Origin of the sequence: Chitinophaga arvensicola (genome assembly GCF_900110835.1) — a bacterium.
GTDB lineage: Bacteria > Bacteroidota > Bacteroidia > Chitinophagales > Chitinophagaceae > Chitinophaga > Chitinophaga arvensicola.
In genome coordinates, this window is the sequence record NZ_FOJG01000002.1 from 3,495,168 (window position 1) to 3,518,024 (window position 22,857).

At 48.4% G+C, this 22,857-nt stretch carries 17 protein-coding genes; 5 read left to right on the top strand and 12 right to left on the bottom strand.

Annotation, left to right across the window (positions count from 1 at the left end; all coding sequences use genetic code 11):
• Window positions 1–35: 35 nt before the first annotated feature.
• The gene (locus tag BMW79_RS31125; protein ID WP_089902820.1) at window positions 36–524 is read right to left on the bottom strand and encodes a DUF4126 family protein; all 489 of its coding nucleotides are present in this window, start codon (window positions 522–524) and stop codon (window positions 36–38) included.
• 159 nt (window positions 525–683) lie between these two features.
• Here BMW79_RS31125 and BMW79_RS31130 point away from each other — a divergent pair, with 159 nt between their 5' ends.
• From BMW79_RS31130 to BMW79_RS31140, 3 genes are read left to right on the top strand one after another with little or no spacing between them, the layout of a single operon-like run.
• Entirely contained in the window at window positions 684–1,337 is a 654-nt protein-coding gene (locus BMW79_RS31130; RefSeq protein WP_089902824.1) for a FadR/GntR family transcriptional regulator, read from the top strand.
• Window positions 1,338–1,348: 11 nt separating this feature from the next.
• Entirely contained in the window at window positions 1,349–2,182 is an 834-nt protein-coding gene (locus tag BMW79_RS31135) for a sulfite exporter TauE/SafE family protein (protein ID WP_089902826.1), read from the top strand.
• 10 nt (window positions 2,183–2,192) lie between these two features.
• On the top strand, window positions 2,193–2,588 hold the full coding sequence (locus BMW79_RS31140; RefSeq protein ID WP_177192405.1) for a DUF1634 domain-containing protein: 396 nt from the start codon (window positions 2,193–2,195) through the stop codon (window positions 2,586–2,588).
• Window positions 2,589–2,591: 3 nt separating this feature from the next.
• Here the strand turns inward: BMW79_RS31140 and BMW79_RS31145 are convergent, their stop codons facing one another.
• Genes BMW79_RS31145 through BMW79_RS31175 form a run of 7 tightly spaced genes read right to left on the bottom strand, consistent with a single transcriptional unit; the run spans window position 2,592 to window position 13,160 of the window.
• On the bottom strand, window positions 2,592–2,984 hold the full coding sequence (locus BMW79_RS31145) for an acyl-CoA thioesterase (protein ID WP_089902829.1): 393 nt from the start codon (window positions 2,982–2,984) through the stop codon (window positions 2,592–2,594).
• 28 nt (window positions 2,985–3,012) lie between these two features.
• A complete protein-coding gene (gene nagA / locus BMW79_RS31150) occupies window positions 3,013–4,203 on the bottom strand; it encodes an N-acetylglucosamine-6-phosphate deacetylase (protein WP_089902832.1) in 1,191 nt (396 codons plus the stop codon).
• Window positions 4,204–4,206: 3 nt separating this feature from the next.
• Window positions 4,207–4,956, bottom strand: a complete 750-nt coding sequence (locus BMW79_RS31155) for a glucosamine-6-phosphate deaminase (protein ID WP_089902835.1) — start codon at window positions 4,954–4,956, stop codon at window positions 4,207–4,209.
• A 24-nt stretch (window positions 4,957–4,980) separates the two neighbouring features.
• On the bottom strand, window positions 4,981–6,414 hold the full coding sequence (locus tag BMW79_RS31160; protein ID WP_089902838.1) for a Gfo/Idh/MocA family protein: 1,434 nt from the start codon (window positions 6,412–6,414) through the stop codon (window positions 4,981–4,983).
• A 17-nt stretch (window positions 6,415–6,431) separates the two neighbouring features.
• Window positions 6,432–8,453 carry an alpha/beta hydrolase family protein gene (locus tag BMW79_RS31165; RefSeq protein WP_143059306.1) on the bottom strand — a complete coding sequence of 674 codons (2,022 nt, stop codon included), beginning with the start codon at window positions 8,451–8,453 and terminating at the stop codon, window positions 6,432–6,434.
• A gap of 25 nt (window positions 8,454–8,478) precedes the next feature.
• Window positions 8,479–10,035 carry a SusD/RagB family nutrient-binding outer membrane lipoprotein gene (locus BMW79_RS31170; RefSeq protein WP_089902844.1) on the bottom strand — a complete coding sequence of 519 codons (1,557 nt, stop codon included), beginning with the start codon at window positions 10,033–10,035 and terminating at the stop codon, window positions 8,479–8,481.
• 20 nt (window positions 10,036–10,055) lie between these two features.
• A complete protein-coding gene (locus tag BMW79_RS31175; RefSeq protein WP_089902847.1) occupies window positions 10,056–13,160 on the bottom strand; it encodes a SusC/RagA family TonB-linked outer membrane protein in 3,105 nt (1,034 codons plus the stop codon).
• Window positions 13,161–13,217: 57 nt separating this feature from the next.
• Here BMW79_RS31175 and BMW79_RS31180 point away from each other — a divergent pair, with 57 nt between their 5' ends.
• Window positions 13,218–14,312, top strand: coding sequence for a LacI family DNA-binding transcriptional regulator (locus BMW79_RS31180; RefSeq protein ID WP_245752756.1), 1,095 nt, complete (start codon window positions 13,218–13,220; stop codon window positions 14,310–14,312).
• Between the two features lie 48 nt (window positions 14,313–14,360).
• On the opposite strand, the gene BMW79_RS31185 is transcribed toward BMW79_RS31180, so the two are convergent.
• Window positions 14,361–15,152, bottom strand: coding sequence for a TerC family protein (locus BMW79_RS31185; RefSeq protein ID WP_089902855.1), 792 nt, complete (start codon window positions 15,150–15,152; stop codon window positions 14,361–14,363).
• A gap of 186 nt (window positions 15,153–15,338) precedes the next feature.
• Between BMW79_RS31185 and BMW79_RS31190 the strand changes: the two genes are divergently transcribed.
• A complete protein-coding gene (locus BMW79_RS31190; RefSeq protein WP_218150485.1) occupies window positions 15,339–16,439 on the top strand; it encodes a fatty acid desaturase family protein in 1,101 nt (366 codons plus the stop codon).
• Window positions 16,440–16,493: 54 nt separating this feature from the next.
• Here the strand turns inward: BMW79_RS31190 and BMW79_RS31195 are convergent, their stop codons facing one another.
• Genes BMW79_RS31195 through BMW79_RS31205 form a run of 3 tightly spaced genes read right to left on the bottom strand, consistent with a single transcriptional unit; the run spans window position 16,494 to window position 22,474 of the window.
• Window positions 16,494–17,213, bottom strand: a complete 720-nt coding sequence (locus BMW79_RS31195; protein WP_089902858.1) for a DUF3823 domain-containing protein — start codon at window positions 17,211–17,213, stop codon at window positions 16,494–16,496.
• Window positions 17,214–17,229: 16 nt separating this feature from the next.
• Window positions 17,230–19,056 carry a RagB/SusD family nutrient uptake outer membrane protein gene (locus tag BMW79_RS31200; protein ID WP_089902861.1) on the bottom strand — a complete coding sequence of 609 codons (1,827 nt, stop codon included), beginning with the start codon at window positions 19,054–19,056 and terminating at the stop codon, window positions 17,230–17,232.
• Window positions 19,057–19,066: 10 nt separating this feature from the next.
• Complete coding sequence (locus tag BMW79_RS31205; protein WP_245752757.1) at window positions 19,067–22,474, bottom strand: TonB-dependent receptor; 3,408 nt, start codon at window positions 22,472–22,474, stop codon at window positions 19,067–19,069.
• Window positions 22,475–22,857 lie beyond the last annotated feature (383 nt).

Consider the following 22,857-nt stretch of genomic DNA (forward strand, 5'->3'; position numbering starts at 1 on the left):
AATAAAACAACTATTGTGAAAAAATATTCCCGCAGTTATTTTTTCTTCCGGATGGATAACGCCGCTATACCTACGGCTATAGCGTCTTCCACGCCGCCCACGGCTGCATCTCTCACCTGTAATTTCCGTCCGGTAGCCCTGCGTAAATAGAAGAAAACGTATGCTGCTGCCACTGCTGCGGCACCGCCAATCAATGCGCCCTTCCATGCTTTCTCTCCTTTGGCCTGGTATAAAGTAGCGCCGGCCAATGCACCGGAGAGGGCCCTGCCGGTAATACCGGTGGCGGCTATACGATTACCAATGCCGGGAGCTTTATCCACTACCAGTTCCCCCGCTGCCATAGTTTGCAGATAACGCGAAGTGGCGGGTCGCTGCATAAATCCCAACGGTGATTTGCGCAATTTTTCAGAAGGATCGCGGCTAACAAAATAACTCGCGAATGCCGGGCCCATAGCGCTCCGCATTCCGGTAACCACCCCAAGGCCGATAGTACGGCATATCGTAGATATTGTAGCTTTTTTCATACCCCAAAGGTCACAATCATTGTGCCATGCCTGCCCATTGCTTCTGCCCGTTAGTACGACAGGCTGAAGTATTGCCGGAATTATGCTTCTCCCCTCTCAAAAATAAAACATCAGATGTTTAAATAAACATCATACCTTTGTATTCGCAAATGTAATTTTATGGAGCAGACATCCAAATTATCGGATCGCGTGATCAACGCCATCCAGAAAGATATCTCCCAGGGGAAATATAAACCCGGACAGAAGATCCCCGCAGAGCCCGAGCTGATGGTACAATATGCAGTAGGCCGCTCTACCATCCGCGAAGCCATTAAAACACTCGCCATGTCGGGCATATTGCGGGTACAGCAGGGAGCAGGTACTTTCGTCAATGAAACCGTGCAAACGGAATCGCTGGACCAGCGCCTCCGCCGGGCCGACTTTGAAGAAATCAACCAGGTGCGGCGCATGCTGGATTATGAGATCGTAAAACTGGCGGCAGAAAACCATACCAAGGAAGATCTGCATGAGCTGAAATCCTTGCTGGAAAAGCGGAAACAGGCTATTCTCGAACAAGAGTACCAGCAATGTATGGAAGCAGACATTGCTTTTCATACCGCCATTGCAAAAGCATCGGGCAACAATGTGCTGGCAGACCTCTTCCGCAGCTTCACCGTAGTAATCCGCGACTTCTTCTCCAAACGTGATACACAGAGCATCAGTCACTTCGCCATCAGCCATCATTTGCACGAGCAGCTGTACAAAGCCATCAAAAGCGGCAATGTCAAATTATCCCGGCAGGTAATGGAAGATATACTGGACAATAATTATTAAAACAACATCAGATGAATATCCTGATCTTTAGCTTAATACTGCTGGCAGGCGCTTATGTGGCCGGGCTTTTAGGCTCTCTCACCGGCCTTGGTGGCGGTGTCATTCTCATTCCTTTACTTACGCTTGTATTTCATGTAGATATCCGGTATGCCATCGGTGCAGCTTTGCTGGCTTCTATCGCCAATTCTTCCGGCGCGGCCACGGCGTATATCAAAGAAGGCATCACCAATATCAGGTTGGGTATGTTCCTGGAAATAGCCACCACAGCGGGCGCTGTAGGAGGTGCACTACTCGCCGTATTTACACCTGTCAATTTCATTGCGATTCTTTTGGGCGTAGTCCTGATTTTCTCCGCAGCTATGACGATCCGTAAAAAAACGGAACATATTGAGCAAACAGGTAGTAAATTATCCTACACTTTAAAATTGAATAGCACCTACCCTACTCCGGCCGGCGAAGTAGCCTATAAGCTGAAGAATGTGGTTGGAGGCTTCTCTATCATGCTGATCGCGGGCGTATTATCAGGCCTGCTGGGTATCGGTTCCGGCGCTCTCAAAGTACTCGCCATGGACGGCGCCATGCGTATCCCTTTCAAAGTGAGTACCACCACCAGTAATTTCATGATTGGTGTAACGGCTGCCGCCAGTGCGGTAGTATACCTGCAAAGAGGTTATATCGATCCGGGGATTGCCTTCCCGGTGGTATTGGGTGTACTCGGCGGCGCCTTTACCGGTGCGCGTTTGCTCACCTATATCAATCCACGCACGTTAAGAATCATCTTCTCCGCGGCGATCACTTTTGTAGCGCTGGAAATGATTTATAACGGATTTAATCACCAGTTTTAATTGATTCGTTATGAATATTTTCAGGAAAATGCTTGGCGACCGGGATATTGAACTGTTCATCGGTCAGGTGCTGAGAACCGGTGTGATCACTGCCTGCAGCATTGCGCTGCTGGGAGGCATCTTTTACATTGCACAGCAAGGCGCTGCCAGTGTACCGGACTATTCGCAATTTAAAGGAGAAGGAGCTGATTATACTACGTTCCGTGGTATCTTCCAGGGTGTAGCACAAGGTAGCGCCACAGAAATTATACAACTGGGCGTACTGGTAATGCTGGCAACACCTATACTCCGTATCTTTTTCTCATTGATCGCATTTGCGTTGGAAAAAGACCGGCTGTATGTGCTTATCACGACTATCGTATTGGGGATTATCCTCTTCAGTATGTTCGGCGGATTGAAAATATAAGTACTATTCTTCCCGCAGCCGTTCATCCGTATAGGTGATCTCGGTTCTGCCATGCGGCACCGGTTTGCCCTGCTCATCCACACTTACAAATACCATTTTGTCTACCGTCAGAATGGTTTTCTGGGTAATCTTATTCCTTACCTGGCAAGTGAGGGTGAGCGAGGTTCTGCCAAAGTGGATGGCCTTGATGCCCAGTTCCACAATATCGCCCTGACGGGCAGAGTTAATAAAGTTGATTTCAGACATGTACTTGGTTACACAACGATTGGTACCCAGCTGAATGATAGAATAAATGGCTGCTTCTTCATCGATCCACCGCAGCAAACTCCCGCCAAATAGAGTTCCGTGTGCATTCAGATCCTCCGGCTTTACCCATTTCCGTGTATAAAAATTCATGACCCGTACAATTTTATGCAAAGCTATTTCATTCTCCGATACGATGCACAACTTTTCCGGCTACCATGGTTAACTGTACGGTAATATCTTCATCAAAAATAACAATATCGGCGTCTTTCCCGGCTACCAGCGAGCCTTTGCGATCCGCTACCCCCATAATACGGGCAGGCGTATAGCTCATCATTCGCACGGCAGTGGCCACCGGCACCCCGGCCAGGTTCACCATATTTCTAACAAGACGGTCGGTGGTAGCTACGCTGCCTGCAAACGCCGTACGATCGGGCAATTTGGCCACGCCATCTTCTACAATCACTTCCAGTCCGCCATTCAACGGGCCCAGCACACTCTTCCCCGGCGGCATCCCTGCGGCACGCATCGCATCAGTGATCAGCGCAATACGGTCCGGCCCTTTGATCTTATAAATCAGCTGCAACAATGATGCTGGTAAATGCACACCATCTGCAATCACTTCTGCATCTATTTCATCGATCAGGTACACACTTTCAATAACACCGGCATAGCGGTACAGGTTACGCCGCGTAACGCCCGACATAGCAGAGTAAAAGTGTGTTGCCAACGTATAGCCACACTCCACTGCTTTTACCACTTCTTCATATATAGCATCGGTATGTGCAATAGCTGGCAGTATTCCTTTAGTACGCAGATACTCCCCCATTTCCAGCGCGCCCGGTAGCTCCGGCGCCACGCTCCAACGGGAAATGTGTTCGCTGTAATCCAGTATCTCCCGGTACTCCACCGGATCAGGATTGCGGATATACCTTGGATCCTGTGCGCCCCGCTGGCTCATCGCAAAATAGGGACCTTCCAGGTGCATACCCAGGAAACCCGCGCCATTATGCGGTTGTGACACCGCTTCCTTGTAAATATCCAGCGTATGCAGTAAGTGTTCCTTTTCGGCAGTTAAAGTGGTAGGCACCATGGCAGTGGTGCCGTACCGTGCATGCGTTTCCGTTATACCATGAAAAGCGCGGACGGTGCCATCCATAAAATCATGACCACCGCCTCCGTGAATATGCAGATCAATGAAACCGGGGGCAACATAGTTACCTCCGGCATCAATGATCGTATCTGCGTGATCAGGAATAGTTCCTTCTCCCGCTGCTGTAATCCGGCCATCGCTGATCAGCACACTTCCCTGTGATATCACCCGGAAAGGCGTGATCAACCGGCCATTGATAATCTTAATTGTTTGCGGCATGTATTAAACTGTTTTCTGCGCTGGTTGCAGTTTGGCGGCAGATGCTTCGTCCAGGTAAAACACACAGTCACTATGCGTTTGTAAGATACTGGCGGGAAACAGGTTGCTCACCGGCTGCTCCAGGCTATCCTTCACGGCCTGTGCTTTACGCGCACCCGGTACAGAACAGATGATATGTTTGGATAACAGGATCTGGTGCACCGACATGCTGATCGCCTGTAATGGCACTTCTGATACAGCGCTGAACCAGCCTTCATTCATCTGTTGCTGCCTGCAGGCGGCGTCCAGGTTCACAACAAGATACGGTTTTGTAGTGGTAAAATCTGCCGGAGGATCATTAAACGCCAGGTGACCATTTTCACCCACACCTACCAGCGCCACATCAATCGGATGCGCCTGTATCAGGGCGGAAATACGCGCACACTCTTCTTCCGGATCGCCTTCCCCGCTGATCAGGCATACCGATTGCAACGGCGCTACTTTCTCCAGGAAACGCTCCCGCAGGTATTTCCGGAAACTGGCCGGATGTGTTACAGGTAAACCGATATATTCGTCCAGGTGGAACATGTTGACTTTGCCCCATTCAATATCACTGTCGATCAACTGCCGGATCGTTTCAAACTGACTGGTCCCTGTGGCCAATATAATGTTGGCGCTACCTTTTTCTTTAATGGCGGCATTGATCAAAGCAATAGCAGCATTGCCCGCTACGCTGCCGAGCGATTGTGGGTCTTTGGATGTGATTATTTTCATTGCACTTTATTTTTCAGGAGATGATTACTTTTTTTCTTTTACACCGGTGGTGCCACCCTGCGCCAGGGAAATATCTACCGGCTTATTATGCTTCCAGGCGCCATTGGTAAAATCAGGTATGTCGATGGATGCTGAACGGTTAGCTACCGACCATTCACTTAATGGCCCGATGGCACTCCATGCAGCGGCATCATATACATCAATATCCACCGGTAAACCATTGCGCAAACAATCAATGAGGCGCCAGTCCATCAGGAAATCCATACCACCATGGCCTCCCACTTGCTTAGCCATCTCACCCACTCTTTTCACGATCGCCGGTGTATATTTTTCCTCCAGTTTTTTAAATTCTTCCGGACTGATCCATCCTTCATGGCTCACACTGATCCTGGGTTCCAGCGGATACTTCTGCGCCGTGGCCTTTGTACCGCTCACCAGGTGTAAACGGGAATATACCCTTGGTGTACTCACATCATGCTGTAACATAATGGTGCGGCCCTTCCGGGTACGGATAGTAGTGGTATTCATATTACCACGCATATGCGCATTCACATAAGGCTTATAAAAATCATCCTTTGCCGCCAGTTCTACCGCGCGCTCATGCAGCATAAAATCATTGCTTTGCATAGATACCAGGTAGTCCATGCTGTCGCCCCGGTTTACATCCAGCACCTGGCATACAGGCCCCAGACCATGCGTTGGATACAGGTTACCATTGCGATGCGCATTTTCTTTCAGCCGCCATACATCGTAGCGTTTACTCTTATCAAAAAGACTTTCCAGGATATCGTGGATATACGCGCCTTCACAATGTACCAGCTCCCCGAAAAATCCTTGCCGAGCCATATTCAGGGTAAGCAACTCAAAGAAATCATAGCAACAGTTTTCCAGTAACACACAATGCTTCTTTGTTTTCTCAGATGTTTCCACCAATTGCCAGCACTGTTCAATTGTGACTGCTGCCGGAATTTCTGTAGCCACGTGCTTTCCATGCAGCATGGCGTATACGGCAATAGGTGTATGCAGTTCCCAGGGGGTAGCGATATACACCAGATCAATATCGTCGCGTTCACACAATTTTTTCCATGCATCGGCAGATCCCGTGTATTCGTGTGGGTTATAACCCGAACCTTTGATGCGTTCTTTAGTAGCTGCAATCATTTCCGGCCGGATATCACACAGTGCTTTTACTTCTATTCCCTGGAGATTGGTAATGCGTTCCACGGCCGCTGATCCACGATTACCCAAACCAATATAGCCGATACGCACCGTGTCAATTTTCGGTGCGGCATAGCCGCTCATATTAAATTGTTGCCGGTACTTACGGCCTGCCTGCTTCCGGATCTGATCCAGCACCTTGCCCTGTTTCTCCTGCGCAGTGGCATATCCTGGCAACAAAGTGCTGCCTAGTCCTACCAACCCTGCCAGTTTCAAAAAGTCTCTGCGTTTATTATTCATAACGATCTGTTTTCTGTTTAATGGAAAATGCTCTGTCCGGGTTGTTTACACCGTTTTCTTAGTTGCGCAAACACTTCCTGTTGTGCCTGTAGTTCCGCTCCTGTCAGGGATCGTCCGGACATGGTTACGGGTGCATTAAACACTACTTCTTTTCCGCTCAGGGCCGCTGCCAGGGATATATCTCCCCAAACCAGTATTCCCGGAACATGAATGGCCATGCTGAAAAAATCAATGCCTGCACGCTCATCAAAACGATAACTCAATGGCGCATGATCCAATACCACCTGTGTTACATTGCCACCGAGCGCGGCTAAAAACAGGGAGGCTATGCCGGCCTCCCTGCTACCGTTAAGTACTATACGAACATCTCCGTCTGACTTCTTTAAATAATTGGTGATCAGTTGCAGATCGCTTACCCATCTTCCCTGCACGGTACCACCCAGCCACAACACGGAACGCGCCAGTGTATGATAAGGCGGCTGGCTACCATCGACAGTAGTGGCGGTAACGGAACTTTGTTCACCGGAACCCCACAGGTCTGTCAGTACCACACCCTGACCTGACTGTATCGCTTTCTCTATGTCCATTGCCGGAATACTGTCCTTACCACCCGGATGAGTAAATACCACGTAACCTTTCTCTTTACTGCCGGGCGCACGGAGCAGCAACGGAATCAGGGAACCATCTGAGGTTTCCAGTGCGATCCGTTGCCATCCCTGCGCCGGGCTATAGGTATGTACTTGTTTCAGTGTTCTGTTTTCGTTGATGCGTAACAGCTGTTGCAATGCTTTGCGCTTTGCATTGTTATCGATAGGCGCTTTCAACAGTTGTTCATTCAGTAGTTGCCCCTGTTGTGTACACCAGGCGGCAGTAGTTACCACACCGGCATCACGCTGATCCGGTGAAAAGGTCTGTAATTGCGCCACCGGCAATAAGTTGAACGCAGGCTCCTTTTTAGGGGCGCCGGTACCGGTATGTTTTAATTGCAGGTCCATCCAGCCGATCATGGTTTCCCTGATTTCGGGCCAGTAGCCATGCACGGTATTAAATAGCTGATAGCTGAGTTTATCGCTGGCGTGCAGTGCCTCATATACCGGTGCAGCGGCTTTGTAGCTGCGCAGCATTTCAGAAGGAAAAAACGACTTACTGGCATCATTCAGTGCATTGCAGATCTTCAGGGCGCGTGGCGCCACCATGGCTAATACGGCAGATTCTTCCATATAGGTGAGTCCATCCGGTACCAGTTCACATACGCAATTGCTGTTCAGAATATAGGATTCAAACGTGCCTACACTCACCACCGGAACGGCAGCTTTGATGCGTTCGTCCATCGCGGCGAGCCACATCGTCTGATTGCCTCCGCCGCTGGCGCCGGTAGCACCAATACGTTCTTTGTCTACCTCCGGTAAACTGGCCAGCAGATCCACTCCCCGCATGTTATCGCTAAGTTGCATGCCCAGTAAGGTATTGCCGGTATTCAGCAGCGAAGCACCGAGATTGGCGCCATGATATTCTGCCACGCCGGCAGTGGTAGTTCTTTCACCCGTACCCCAGGCATCTATCGTAAGGCATACATATCCATTCAATGCGAGGCTGTGTGCGGTGGCCTGTACCATATCGCCCATGCGGGCATCTTTCCAGTGGCCGTGCATATTAATCACCGCAGGAAAAGGGCCTTTCCCATCCGGTACATAGAGATTCGCCGTAGCGAATACACCGGGCCGGGTCTGGAAAAATATTTTCCGTATATGGTATCCCGTTAGCTGGATACGGCCGGTTTCTTTTACCTGCAAGGGCAATGCGTGGTCCTCTACGGCGCCGGTCGACTGCAGAATGGCGGCTTTCAGTAGCCGTCGCCGTGGGGTCCATTCGCTCTCCGTGGCAGGCAGCACCTGCGCCTGAAAGGCGGTGGCTGCCTGCTGCCTCAGCTGCTGCTGTACAATGTCTGTCCGCTCTCCGGAAAACACCTTCGGCAACGGCTCCTGCGAAGAATAGAATAGTGAGGACAACACCATGGAAAATGAAACTAATGTCTTCAAGTATATTTGCGTTTAGTGATTCAAATCAATCTACATCCCACCACAAACGGGTAGCTGCATTATCAGGGCCGCCCAACAGCTGTATTCCTTTTTTCAGTTCTGTACCATTATTCACGGCTTCAGAAGATGGATAAGGTAAACGTTTGATAAAGGTACCTGCCGGCAGATCCGGGTTGTCTGACTGTACCACCGGATACATTACGGGAAAACCACTGCGGCGGTATTCTGCCCAACCTTCCAATCCGTCGGGATAAATAGCCAGCCATTTCTGTGTACCAATCTGCTGCCGCTGTATGTTTACTGCCGTTCCGAATTTAACCGGGATATTGGCCACGGGGGCAGAGTTCTGAAAATCACCGGGAGCGGTTGGCAAAGCGGTTGAATTCGTATAGGCGGTTACGATAGCCGCATCTTTTACACCCCAGTTTTCCATACTCACTGCAATGCCTTTTTCATACAGGTCTTGTGCTGTTCCTCCCATACTCCAACCGTTTAAAGCGCCTTCTGCACGCAGGAAATAAGCTTCTGCCGCCATCATCACATGTTTGGATGCTTCCAACGCAGGCAACCAGGAAAAGTTCAACGGGTTATAAGTTACCCAATAAGCGCCCACATTAGAAGTTTGAGCCGGTTGATTCAACGGATTGTTCAATGCCGCCGCCGATGATCCGTTACGCACGCCTCTGTAAGTGCCGCCATTTACCGCAGGCTGATAAAAAGCCGCCAGTCTCGGATCATTATACCCCTTCATATAGGAAGCCATGGTGGCGCTCATACTGAATTCATTATAGGAGGCTACCCTCGACAACCCGTTGCCATCGCCGCCGTTCAATGTCTTTTTCATCATGGCGGTATGCGCTACAGTTGTCATCACACCACTGGCTACTGCCGCCTCGGCTTCTGTTTTAGCGCGGTCTGGCTGTACCTTGGAAATACGCAGTGCCAGTCGCAAACGGAGCGTATTGGCAAAACGGATCCACTGTTGTACATCGCCTGCATAGATCAGGTCGTTGGCGCCAAAAATATTCGTAGCGCTGGTGGCTTTCAGATTCTTCACTGCATGATCCAGCCGCTTGAAAAAGTCGTCATAAATTTTATCCTGGGCATCGTATGCGATCACATCCTGGGCCTTTCCTGCATCAAAATAAGCAACAGGACCGAAATAATCCGTCAGGTGATGAAAGGCATATACCCACATGATTTCTGCGAGGGCATATTCGCCGGAATTTTCTGCTGTATTTTCAAAAATGGTGCGTAACTGCGGCACCGTTTGCACATAGGCTATAATGCCCGGGCGCGGCAACCAACCGTCGTTGATCACATAGCGGTCGGTCTGAAAACTATTGGTAGTAAGTGCAAAATATTGTGCATACAAATCTGCATACAGGTTTTGCACCGTCTGGTAGTATCCCTGGTTAATACCCGCAGAAGATTCTGCTTTGGAGAACATATAAGGCAGCTCTCCTTTTCCCACACCCGTCAACCCCGCAGGGTCCACATTCATGGAATCAAAGTTCTTTGTACAGCTGCCCAGCATCACCGTCAGCGCCAGCGGAAGTATATATTTAAATGGCTTGTTCATGGCTGTGTGTTTTTTGATTACTAAAAGGATACATTCAGATTCAGTCCAAAGCTGCGTACTGCTGGTGGCAAACCGGCTTCTATGCCCTGGTAATTACTGGTACCCAGCGCGGATTCAGGATCTATCGGCAACTTACGTTTATCCATGCCTGGTATATCCAGCAGTGATTTACCTCTGTACAGGAAGAACAGGTTACGGGCGGTTAAGGAAATCCTGGCGCTTTTCACCAGCTTCTGATCAAAATTGAGATCATAACCAAAAGACAATTCTCTCAGGCGGAAGTTAGTAGCGCTGAAAGCAAAGAATTGCCCCCACGCATCACGACCACCCTGCGATACTTTTGTCCAGAATTCTTCTGCACTGATCGACTTTGCATTCTGGCTGCCATCGGCGAGCACGCCCGGCAGCACCAGTCCGCCATCCCTGTATTTAGTAGTGTAATCCGCTACGCCGTAAGAGGCCAGCAGGGCGTCTGTTCCGGATACCATGATACCGCCTACACGGCCATCGATCAGGAAAGACATACTGAATCTTTTGTATTGTAACTGGTTGTTCCAGCCCAAAGTATAATCAGGATTGAAATTACCGAGATACTGGTTTTGTGCCACTACCGGTAAACCATCTGTACCAATGAGATACTGACCAGTCTTTGCATCTTTCTGCCAGGCGTATCCATACAGATCGCCATAACGGCCACCGGTTCTTACCTGTACTGTAGCGAAGTTGGTGGCATTCGACAGATTGATCTGGTTAACGCCGTCTTTCAGGTATAACACCTCGTTGCGGTTGGTGGCGAAGTTCACATTGGTATTCCAGGTGAAATCGCTCCGCTTCACCGGGGTAGCAGACAACATCACTTCCAATCCTTTGTTCTGCACATTACCAGCATTGATATACTGGAGATCAAAGCCACTGGCCTGCGGCAAACCGATACGCAGCAACTGGTTGATGGTATTATTTTTATACACCGATGCATCCAGTCCTAAGCGGCCATCCAGAAACTTCCACTCCAGCCCTAATTCCCAGGATTTGGTTTGCTCCGGTTTCAGGTTATAAATTGATTTGGTGTTATCCCTGGATACAAATCCTCCACCCGCTCCGGGGCTATAGTAGTAAGCCTGCAGCAACATGTAAGGATCGGCATCATTACCCACTTGTGTGTACGCGCCGCGTACTTTACCAAACGTAACCCAGGAAGGCATTTTTACCATCTCCGAAATAACTGCCGACAAACCTACCGATGGATAGAAGTAGCTGTAAGGACTGGGTAAAGTAGATGACCAGTCGTTACGTGCACTCACATCCAGGTAGAGATACTGTCTGAAATCCAGCTGGGCATTACCATATACGGATTGTATTTCTTTACGTATAGTCGTATTCGTAACGGCAGGAGCAGATGCAAAAGACAGGTTAAAACGGTTAGGAATGCTAAGTCCATTCGCCAGCGCCTGTGAATTATAGCCTTTACTGGTAAGAATACTTCCTCCAATATTATAGCTTACATGAAAATCTTCTGATACTTTATTGCTACCGGATAACAACAGGTCCATGTTACGTTCCCAGTGATTTACATAAGCCTCCAGGTAACGGCCGCCGGGTTGTACCGGGAAGGCAACGGTACCATTGTAATAGGACGCCGTGATCTTGTCGTCATAACGGTCAAGGCTATACCGGCCTTGTAAACTGAGCCAGTCGGTGAGCCGGTATTTGGCAGATCCCATCAGCATAATGCGGTTACGGGATTCATCTACCTGGTTGCGGTTTACTTCCCAGTAAGGATTCTGGAAGGTAGTGGAAGTGGTCCAGTACTTAGGAAACGGCTGGCCGTTCGCATCGATTCCTTCATAATTCTTCAGGGAATCTTTGCTCAGGTCACGCGGCATCAGGTAAGCTTCATTGGCAATACCCTGATCACCGAGACGTGGCTTATTCTTAATCTCCTGGCTGATGTAGGTGAGTTTTACGTCCGTTGTTAAACGGGGTAATACTTCGGCGGCTACGCGCATATTCAGCGTATTTCTATCCATTCTGTTCTTCGGAATAATGCCGGTAATAGCATTATTGGTGTAAGATGCATATCCTCGTAACTTGTCGTTGCCGCCCGAAATATCAATGGAATTATTCACTGCTGTTCCGGTGTTAAAAAAACTTCTCACGTTATCGGAATAGGTTTGTCCGGGTGCGCCCCAGCTGGCGGCGGCTCGGGTACCGGCTTGTCCTTTGTTACCAGCACCATAGGTATTCTGGAATTTCATCAGCATATTCGGCTGATCCATCGATACGCCACCATTATAGTTAACAGCCAGCTTACCGCTTTTACCGCTTTTGGTGGTAATAATGATAGCGCCGTTGGCGGCACGGCTACCGTATAAAGCAGCAGCGGCAGGACCTTTCAGTACGTTGATAGATTCCACATCCTGCGGGTTCACACTGGCTGCGCCATCACTACCGGAATAGCCACTGCTGGTGCTTTTAGGCTGTGTGCCAATGGTATTGGCAGATCCACCACCACCTTTCTCGGTAGACATGGTATTATCTATCGGTACGCCATCTACCACGATCAACGCATTATTATTTCCGCTGATAGAACGGTTACCGCGTAATACCACACGTACAGCGCCACCAGGGCCGGAAGCCGCCGGTGTAATCACTGCGCCGGCCACTTTACCACTGAGGGTATTCATGATGTTGGCGCTCGGATCTTTTACAGTATTAATTTTGGCATTGTCCAGTTGTTGTGTGGCATAGCCCAGGGAGCGGGTTTTCCGCTCAATACCCAGCGCGGTAACCACTACTTCGTTCAAACCGGTGGAACTTTGTTGCAACGATACATCGATGGTCGTTTGTGCATGTACAGGTAATTCCTGTTTATCATATCCTACGTAGGTAAACACCAGTATATTACCGGTGGTGGCGGAAATGGCATATTTTCCGTCCACATCTGTACTCACTCCTCTGGTGGTACCTTTAACACTTACAGTAACGCCGGGAAGTGGCGCTTTGGAAGCAGCGTCGCGAACTACGCCCTTCAGGGATAATTGATCTTGTGCGGATAGCTGCCAAGGCAAGGCAATAAGCATGAATAGGAAATACAGGTGTAGCTTGTGGCTAATACAGCTTCTCATACACTATGAATTTTTATGGTGATCCTGGTTGGTAATTGTGAACCTAAAATACACCCGATGAATCCTTTAACAAGAAAATTCACCGAGAACGTTACCGATTCATTATATTTAACTATTCCAACCAGACCTGTAAGAAGAATGCGCCGACACTATGCTACCATAAAAGATATTGCTCATGCGTTGAATATCTCCGTTTCTACTGTTTCAAGAGCGTTGAGAGATACGTATGATGTAAGTGCAGACACCCGGAAGATGGTGCTGGAAATGGCTACCCAATTGAATTACAAGCCCAACTTCAATGCTACCGGTCTTGTAAAAAACAGTACGCATAACCTGGCAGTCATCCTGCCGGCTATCACCAATTATTATTTCTCCACTGTTTTCACCGGTATTCAGGAGGTAGCTTACAGCCATAATTATAACATCATTTTATATGTGACCAACGATGACGCTGCACGTGAACTGAACATCATCCGCAATTTATCACTCAGCAGTCTCGATGGCCTGCTGGTATCAGTTTCCTCGCAAGCCGGCTCCTGTGAACATTTCCAGGAAATCATCGACGACGGTATTCCCGTGGTTTTCTTCGACCGTGTAGCAGATATTACTACTTCAAAAGTGATGCAGGATGATTATAACGGTGCGTTTGAAGCCACCGAGCATCTCATCTCCAACGGATATAAAAAAATTGCACATATCGCAGGGCCGGAGGGACTTACCTTTACTACCAGCCGCCTAAACGGTTATCTCGATGCGTTGCGCAAACACAATATGCCGATTCGCAAAAAATGGATCCTGCATTCCGGCTTCTCACAGGAATGTGGCGAAAATGACCTGGAGAAATTGTGGAAACTGAATGATAAACCGGATGCGATATTTTCGGTGAACGACCGCAAAGCCGTAGGGGTGATTGTGGCTTTAAAGCGGAAAAATATTGTAGTAGGGAAAGAAGTGGGTGTGATCGGTTTCACGAATGACCCTATGTCTGCGATCATCTCCCCTTCCCTCAGCACTATTGCTGAACCAGCTTTTGAAATAGGAAAGAAAAGCTGCCAGTTACTACTCCAACATATTAAAAAGAAAAACTTTATACCGGAAGAAATTATACTGCCCGGAAAATTGATTATCCGGGAAAGCAGTATACGCTCTTAAGCGTATACCCTTTCCCGTTATTATTATTTTTTTGGGAAGATGACTACCTTATTTTTCCTTTCCCGGTAATTCGGCCTCATTACGCAGTTTCACCGGTTTTTCCGAACGTGATCTTGCTTTCAGGTTGAGTACCTCGATAAATACAGAGAAGGCCATTGCAAAATAAATATAGCCTTTGGGAATATGCTGATCAAAGCTTTCTGCGATCAGCGACACACCTATCAGCAACAGGAACGACAGTGCCAGCATTTTCACCGTAGGATGCTTGTTCACAAAGTTACTGATGGACTCAGAAGCCAGCAGCATCACGCCCACAGACACTACTACCGCGGCAATCATGATCTCCACATGATCGGCCATACCCACTGCCGTAATCACGGAATCCAGTGAAAATACAATATCGAGCAAAAGGATCTGCAGGATGACCTGGGCAAATTTCATGGTTTTAGCCTTTGCGGAATCATGCTCCGCTCCCTCCAGTTTCTCGTGAATTTCTGCGGTACTTTTGTAGATCAGGAACAAACCTCCCACCAGCAAAATCAGGTCTCTGCCGGAAATAGCGGTCTTCTCCAGCCATTCCGGATCGTTTACACCTATCCAGGCGCCAACATTGAAAAGCGGTGTGGTGAGCGACATGATCCAGCTGATCGACAACAGTAATAAGATACGGACAAACATGGCAAGACCAAGCCCAAGGCGGCGCGCCTTCTTTTGTTTATCTGCCGGCAGCTTCCCGGCCAGGATTGAGATAAACACAATATTATCGATCCCAAGGACAATTTCCAGGGCAGTTAACGTTAACAGGCTTATCAGCGAGTCAACGGTAAGCAGGTGTTCCATAATTGACAGTTATATAGGTTATGTATGTGCAAACCCGAATATACTTCCTTTTTAGATAGTGATGAAATCTTGCTAAACACCTGCTAAATACTTTTGTCGTAGATTACATCCATATACAACGATCAGCACTTCTCCCCTCCTGCTTATTTTCTGTATCCGACACTGTTTTCTGATTAAAATAATAATATGAAAAAAGATGAATGGCACATTGTGCGCTTTGCTTCGCGCGGCAATAACAGCTTTATAGAATCGGCCAAGGCCGCTGTGCAGGATTATTTTTCCACTAATAATATCACTGTGTATGCCAACAGGGAAATGTGGATTAAAACAATTGTCATGCTTGCCCTATACTTCGTACCCTATACTTTAATGGTTACCGGCCTCGGCGCCGGGAATGTATGGATCTATCTCGGACTATGGCTGCTCACCGGTCTGGGCGTTACCGGCATCGGCGCGTCTATTATGCACGACGCCAACCATGGTTCCTTCTCCCCGAAAAAAAGTATCAACAACATCATCGGCCACGTGCTTGAAATCATCGGCGGATATGCACCTACCTGGAAAATACAGCACAACGTACTGCATCATACCTATACCAATGTACAGGGCCTTGATGAGGATATCGACAGCATTAAATACCTGCGTTTCTCCCCTAACCAGCCACGACACTGGTATCACCGCTACCAGCACATGTACGCCTGGGGATTTTATATGCTGATGACTTTGTTCTGGATGACCGCCAAAGATTATCTGCAGGTAATCCGTTACAAAAGTCATGGTTTACTTTCCAAACAGAAAGTTACCCTGAAACAGGCCATGTTCCGGATTTCCCTGTTTAAAGTTGTTTACTACGGATATATCCTCGTATTACCACTGATCTTTTCCGGTATGCCCTGGTATTGGGTGCTGACCGGCTTCTTCCTGATGCACTTTACCGCCGGATTACTCCTGGCCTGCATCTTTCAACCGGCACACGTAATGGCATCCTCCGGATACGCCATGCCCGATGAAGAAAGAAAAATGCAGGATAGCTGGGCGGTGCACGAAATGGAAAATACCACCAACTATGCACCGCGCAGCCGCGTACTTTCCTGGTGTATAGGTGGCTTAAATTACCAGATCGAACATCACCTGTTTTCCGGTATCTGCCACGTACACTACCGCAAACTGGCGCCTATTATCCGCGAACAGGCGGCTGCCTTCAATGTACCTTACCAGGTGCAACCTACTTTCGTCCGCGCCCTCCGGGAACACGCACGGATGCTGAAACAACTGGGTCGTCATTAAAGCAAACGGGGGTGTGCCGCTATCGGTACACCCCCGTTTAAAAAATGATGCAAACTAGGGCAGCTGCACCTGTATCTCTTCAGAAAAATTATATTGTTTGTAACTATCATCCACCCGCGCACCCACACGTGCAAAAAACACCCTGCCTGCTTTTATATCCGGTACCCTGATTTCAAAAGTCTGCTGCGCAATGGCATCCGACCAGTTGGCTTCTATCTTCTGCATAGTTTTATCAGAAGTATATTGTGGAATCGTAGCACCATTACCTACATACTTTGTTACGTTTACAAACGACTGCACATCCAGCAGCCGGGGTAAATTTTCCGTGACCGGCGCCTGTATTTTAAACGTCATCACCAGCGTAGTGCCTTCAAAGCGATGTGCCAGGTTCACAATTTTCAGATACGGTGTTACGGCAATATCATGTGTATTGTTGCCCTTATTGATATCCAGTTCTACACCAGCCACCGGCCAGAAAGGTCCACCCATGGGCGTTACCCGGTAATGCCCGGCAAACAGTTGCGTATCTTCAAAAGTACCGTCATCTTTTGAAGGAATTGTTTGGGGAGATGGGGTAGCGCTCCAGCTCAGCTCTTCCAGCTTGATCTGGATACCAGCCGTTTCTGTCAGGAAATTACCATTCTTAGGATCTGTTTTATCCAGGATCCGTCCTTTAAAGGCGGCGTTGGGACCGGGATAGTTGTCGGTTTTGGAACAGGAAGCGATGGACAATGCGAGCAAACCAATCAGCAAACCTTTTATTATCTTTTGCATGACTTCTTTTTTTGAATTAATAGTTCGGGTTATTGGGATACAGATGAGGGTTCTTTCCTAATTCGCCTCCCGGTAATGGTTCGTAATAAAAACGTTTATCAAAAGTGTAGGGACGTTGAAAAGTTTCCAGCTCCCGGAGGAAAATAAATTTCTTTTCATCATTCAGATAGTAAGGCAGCAAAGCATGAAACCGGGTATTATCCAGGATCCTGTCGCCGATTCGCCAGCGCCGGATATCCCACCAGTATTGCTTTTCAAATGCCAGTTCCTTACAGCGTTCGTTGCGGATGGAGTCGATGGTCACCGGGCCTGATAAGGGCGCCGCGCCTGCCCGATCACGGATCTTATTAATAATGGCAGTCGCATCACCGCTATTCCCCAGTTCCATTGCCGCCTCCGCCCGATTCAGCAATACTTCTGCATAACGTAGGTCTATCCAGCTTTGCGTACTTTTATACAGGCCACAATCCGCCATCGGTTTATTGTAGTCGATGTATTTCCTTACATAAAAACCAGTACGGGTGGTATTGTCACCGTCGGTGCTTACACCGGTAAAGCCGATCACACGACGGCCGGTCACCTCCGGCCACAGCACATTCGTATTATTGGCCAGGTGGCGGAAAGGCATATTGGGTGGATTCACGCCCAGTTCTGCTTCGGCACTGCCGCTGAAATGCTCATAAATACCACGTTGCGTATCAAAGGTCAGTCCGCGTAAAGTAGCTCCGGGAAAGTAAACGGTGGCCAGCAGGCGCGGTTCCAGTCCCTGCATAATTTCAGCCGGATTATTGAAGCGGCGGGGCGTTCCATCCGGGTTCACGATGGGCAACGGACCAGTAAAACGTTCTACCAGTTCCAGTGTAGGATAAGCGCGCGACAATCCATCTGCGGTCATGTAACGGCAGGTCATGGTAGCATCCCAGCTGTGGGCAGTATTGCTTGTCAGAGAATAATCCCTCGCAAGAATAGTTTCATTACTGGAAGCATCGAGAAAGAGGTCGGTATAGTTCTTTACTTTATCGTCCATCTTTCTGGTGTACAAGTCATAATGTCCTTCCAGTAAGTGCGCTGCATCCCAGACCTGTTTAAAAAAGCGGGCTGCTTCGGATGCAGGGATACCAACAAAACCCTTTTCCCTGGCTTCTCCGTCTACATAATTCACCGCGCCATATTTGGCGATACTGCCGGCATAAAGCATGGCGCGGGATTTCAGCGCCGCTGCCACATATTTATTGGCACGTCCACGCTGACTGGTTTCCGGCAGCAGCAGTGCTGCACTATCCAGGTCGCAGGCCACAAAATTCCATACATCCAGCTCTTTATCTCTTGGCACCTGCAATTGCTCCATCGGTGTACGATAGTCCTGTACTACTTTGATAATGGGTATGCCCCCATATCTCTTCACCAGCGCGAAATAGAAATAAGCCCTGGAGAAATATGCCTCGCCCAGCCATTGCCTCACCTTTGCAGGATCAAAGTTAGCCGCGTACTTCGGCAACGTGGACATCAGGTAATTTACATTCCGGATGTTGTCGTAAGGCCAATAACCAAAGCCATAGGCACCTTCGCCCAGGCTGCCGTAGGGCCCCGACAGTTCCCCGCAAAGCGCACCGGGATGCCAGAAATGTTCCCAGCCCCGGTTAAAGCCGCCATCATTATTGCGGTAATAAAAATCTTCTATCGGCAATGCCTTGTACAGCGTGGCCAGGTAGGAGTTAACTCCATTCTCGGTAGAAAATACATCCTCATCCTGGATGATGTTCAATGGTTTTACATCCAGCTTATTACAGGCGAAAAGAACGCCTGCTATCCCTAAAACAATGAAGTATTTTATGCTGTTCATGGTTGTCGGTTTAAAAAGTCACACTGGCGCCAATACTATAGGTTCTGTTCATTGGGTATTTATAACCACCCTGCGAATAGTTCCACTGGTCGCCGTTCTTCGGGTCCTGCACTTCTCCGGGATGTTCCGGATCACTATTTTTCAATGCGGTGAATGTGCCCAGGTTGTAGCTATTCACATACATTCTTGCGTTACTGATACCCGCTTTTTTTAACCACTTCTTTGGAAAACTGTATCCTATTTCCAATGTTTTGATACGCAGGTAAGAAGCATTCTGTACGGCTTTGGTGCCTGTTGCATCCGGCGATCCCATAGAAGGATAATAACCCGGTATCCATTTGGTATTGGGATCAAACACATCTGCGTTGGGATCTGCGGTATGCCAGCGATCCAGGAACTGCACCAGCGCACTCTGTTCATACATCAGCGGAGAAGCCATCTGCTCTGCATACTGTACATAAAACTGCGTAGCACCCTGCAACAGGATGTTAAAGTCGATCCCTCTCCAGGCTGCGCCAACAGCCACTCCATAGTTGACCATCGGAATATCCCTGGTGGCAATGGGTACTTCATCCTTGTTATCTACTACCCCATCATGATTCAGGTCTTTATAATAATAATCACCGGGCACTACATTCTGATTACCGCCACCGGTGTTTACACTGTGATTATAGATCTGGTCGTACGAAGTAAACTGACCGGCGTATTCCCTTCCCCACCAGATATTGGTGTAGCGGTTCTGCTGGGAATTTTTCCAGTTCTCGTAGGAATTGCCCGCCCGGGTTTCTTCCCGGTGTACCAGGATAGTTCTTGTGGAAGCAATGTTAGCGCTTACATGATATGCCAATTCTCCTATGTGGTTCCGATGCGTCAACGCTACTTCCATACCACGGGTACGATCGCTGCGCAGGTTTTCCTGCGGCAGCCGGGCGCCCACGGTACCGGGCAAACTGGTAGTACGTGTATCCGGTAATCCATCGCGGTTACGTACAAAATAATCGACAGATAAACCGAGGAGGCCGCGGTATAATTCTGCATCCAGTCCTGCGTTGAGTGTTTTGGCGGTAGACCAGGTAAGATCAGGATTCACGATACCACGACTACCAAGACCGTTCACAAAAGTACCGCCCATGATATATCCATCTCTCGGATAATCATAACCGGGGAAAGATTGAAAAGCGGTAGCTGCATCATCACCGGTTTTACCATAAGATGCACGGAGTTTCAGGTTACCCAGGATATGCGGAGAAATAAGGTGCTGAATAAATTGTTCTTCGCTCAAACGCCAGCCCACAGCGGCCGCCGGGAAAAATCCCCACTGATGCGAATTCACAAACTTACTGGAGCCATCCTGGCGGAAGCTGATATCCACAATGTATTTGCCTTTGTAATCATATCCCACTCTGCCTACAATGCCTTTGGTAACAATCTGTCCCAGGCCATTGCCATCCATGTTACCCTGCTGATTATTCAGATCGCCGGCAAAGAGGTAGGGAATGCCCAGCGAAAATTCCCGCTGTGCAGAAAAATTATCCACCTTCGAATTACTTTCTTCATATAATAAGAGGGCAGTAATGTTATGCACTTCATGAATCCGGCGGTTATAGTTCAATGACAGCTGGAATAAAGTAGAAGTATTGTTCCAGTAGGAACGGTTCACGGTTGACGGGCTCGCCACCGGGGTTACTTTATAGGTATCATTCTGCGGATCGTAGGTATACAGCTTAAAGGCTTTATTCACCATGGTATTATCGCCGATATTAAATCCATAGTTATACATTCCCCTGGCGGTTAATCCCCTGATGCCGGGCACATCATAGTCCAGTGCCAGCTGCCCCTGGAAATTCTTATTCTTATAGCTCTGATAGCCCACTATATCCGAGTTGGTAATTACCACAGGGTTGGCATTATCGGTGATCACATGTGGATAAGCGGGATTGTTGTTGGCATATATCTGATCGGTGGGCAACTGGTTCCAGGTATATTTAAACATTTCCCATACGCCTCTGCCACCGGGTTGATTTTTGGTATCCATATACCCGGAAGTAAGGAGCGCTACCCGCAGGCGGTCTGTAATTTTTGCGTTGATATTGGAACGGAAGTTAAACCGGTCGTAGTTCATATCACCGCTTTTAAACATCCCATCCTGTTTGAAGTACCCGAGATTGAAGAAGTAATTGATCCGTTCGCTGCCACCGTTGAAACTCAGTGTATGCTGTGTTTCGGGGGCAAAGTCACGCATAGTGGCGCCTACCCAGTCGGATGATTTCAGGGTACCATTGCGGTATAATTCCATATCTGCTGCTGCAAAGGCCGGCGGGCGCATGATGAAGAAGTTCTTACCAAAATCTCTTTTTGTTTGCTCATTCTTCAGCATCATGTATTCCGTTGCGTTCACACCATGTGGGGCGTTCAGGAATTGCTGCCAGCTCTGGTTGACGGCATAGGTAATATCAAATTTCCCGCTCTGTGCGCTGGAGCCCTTTTTTGAAGTCACCAGGATCACGCCATTGGCGGCGCGTACGCCGTAAATAGCGGCAGTAGCGTCTTTCAATACAGAGATATTATCAATTTCATTGGGGTCCATGCGTGAGAGATCACCGCCACTGCGGGGTACACCGTCGATAACCACCAGTGGACTACCCATGCCACGGATATCAAAGACATTATCGTAGGCGCCCGGCTCACTGCTTTTCTGGAGGATGCGCATGCCCGGTAATTTACCCGTGAGCATATTGATTACGTTTTCATTTTTGGTGGTAACAATTTCCTCACTGCTGATGAAGGAAACGGCGCCGGTGAGGCGGTTGCGGGTCTGTGTTTGTCCGTAGCCTACTACCACCACGTCGGTGAGACTGTTGATCTGCACATGCAGGCGCACATCGAGCGCAGTGCGGTCGCCCGCCACTATTTCCTGTGGCAGGTATCCGAGGTAGCTGAATTGCAGCGTTGCCTGTTTATTGGGAACATGGAGCGAAAATCTTCCTTTCGCATCCGTAGTGATACCTGTGGTAGTGCCTTTCACCTGTACATTGACCCGTTCCAGCGGAACACCGGTAGTATCACGGACGATACCCGTTACCGTGATACCCTGCACTGCAGGCGCTGGTGGAAGTGCGCCGTTTCTTGCCTTGATCACCACTGTTTTATTGATGATATCATACGACAAGGGCAGATCTTTCAGGCAGAGTTGCAGTACATCGTCGAGCATGGCGTCTTTGACGTTGATACTCACCGGGGAAACATTGGATAACACCCGGTCGTTGTACAGGAAATTATACCCGCTTTGCTTATGGATACTTTTAAATATCTTCTCCAAAGGGATATTGCTGCCCGAGAGCGTGATCTTATCTTGTGAAAAAGCTATTGCACTGGCCAGCAGGAAAACAGCAATGGTCAGGAACATCTTCAATTTCATAACCAGGGAATTTTGGATAGGTTAGGTACAGGCATAGACCTGCACCTGCAAAGTGTTTACAATTGCATGCATACGTGAAGTTTTATGTATTGAATAGTAATTCCGCAGGAATTCTAATCAGGACTGAGCCGCCAGGAACACATCACCTGTGCCTGGCTCTTTTTGTCGTGGAACCGATGTTTCATGCTGGTGCCCGTGGAAATTTTAGTTCGTGAAATGTTAGCTTGTCTATTATGTCTCCTGCTGGTCGATCTTCAATATTATTCAGTTACCGTGGCCTTCCGGTTTAATTTTGCCGGTCAATTGTAAATACTCTACCTACAACTGTTTTGGTCGATCTGGGTATAAATTTAGATAAAATGAACAATTCTGCAACTTTACCT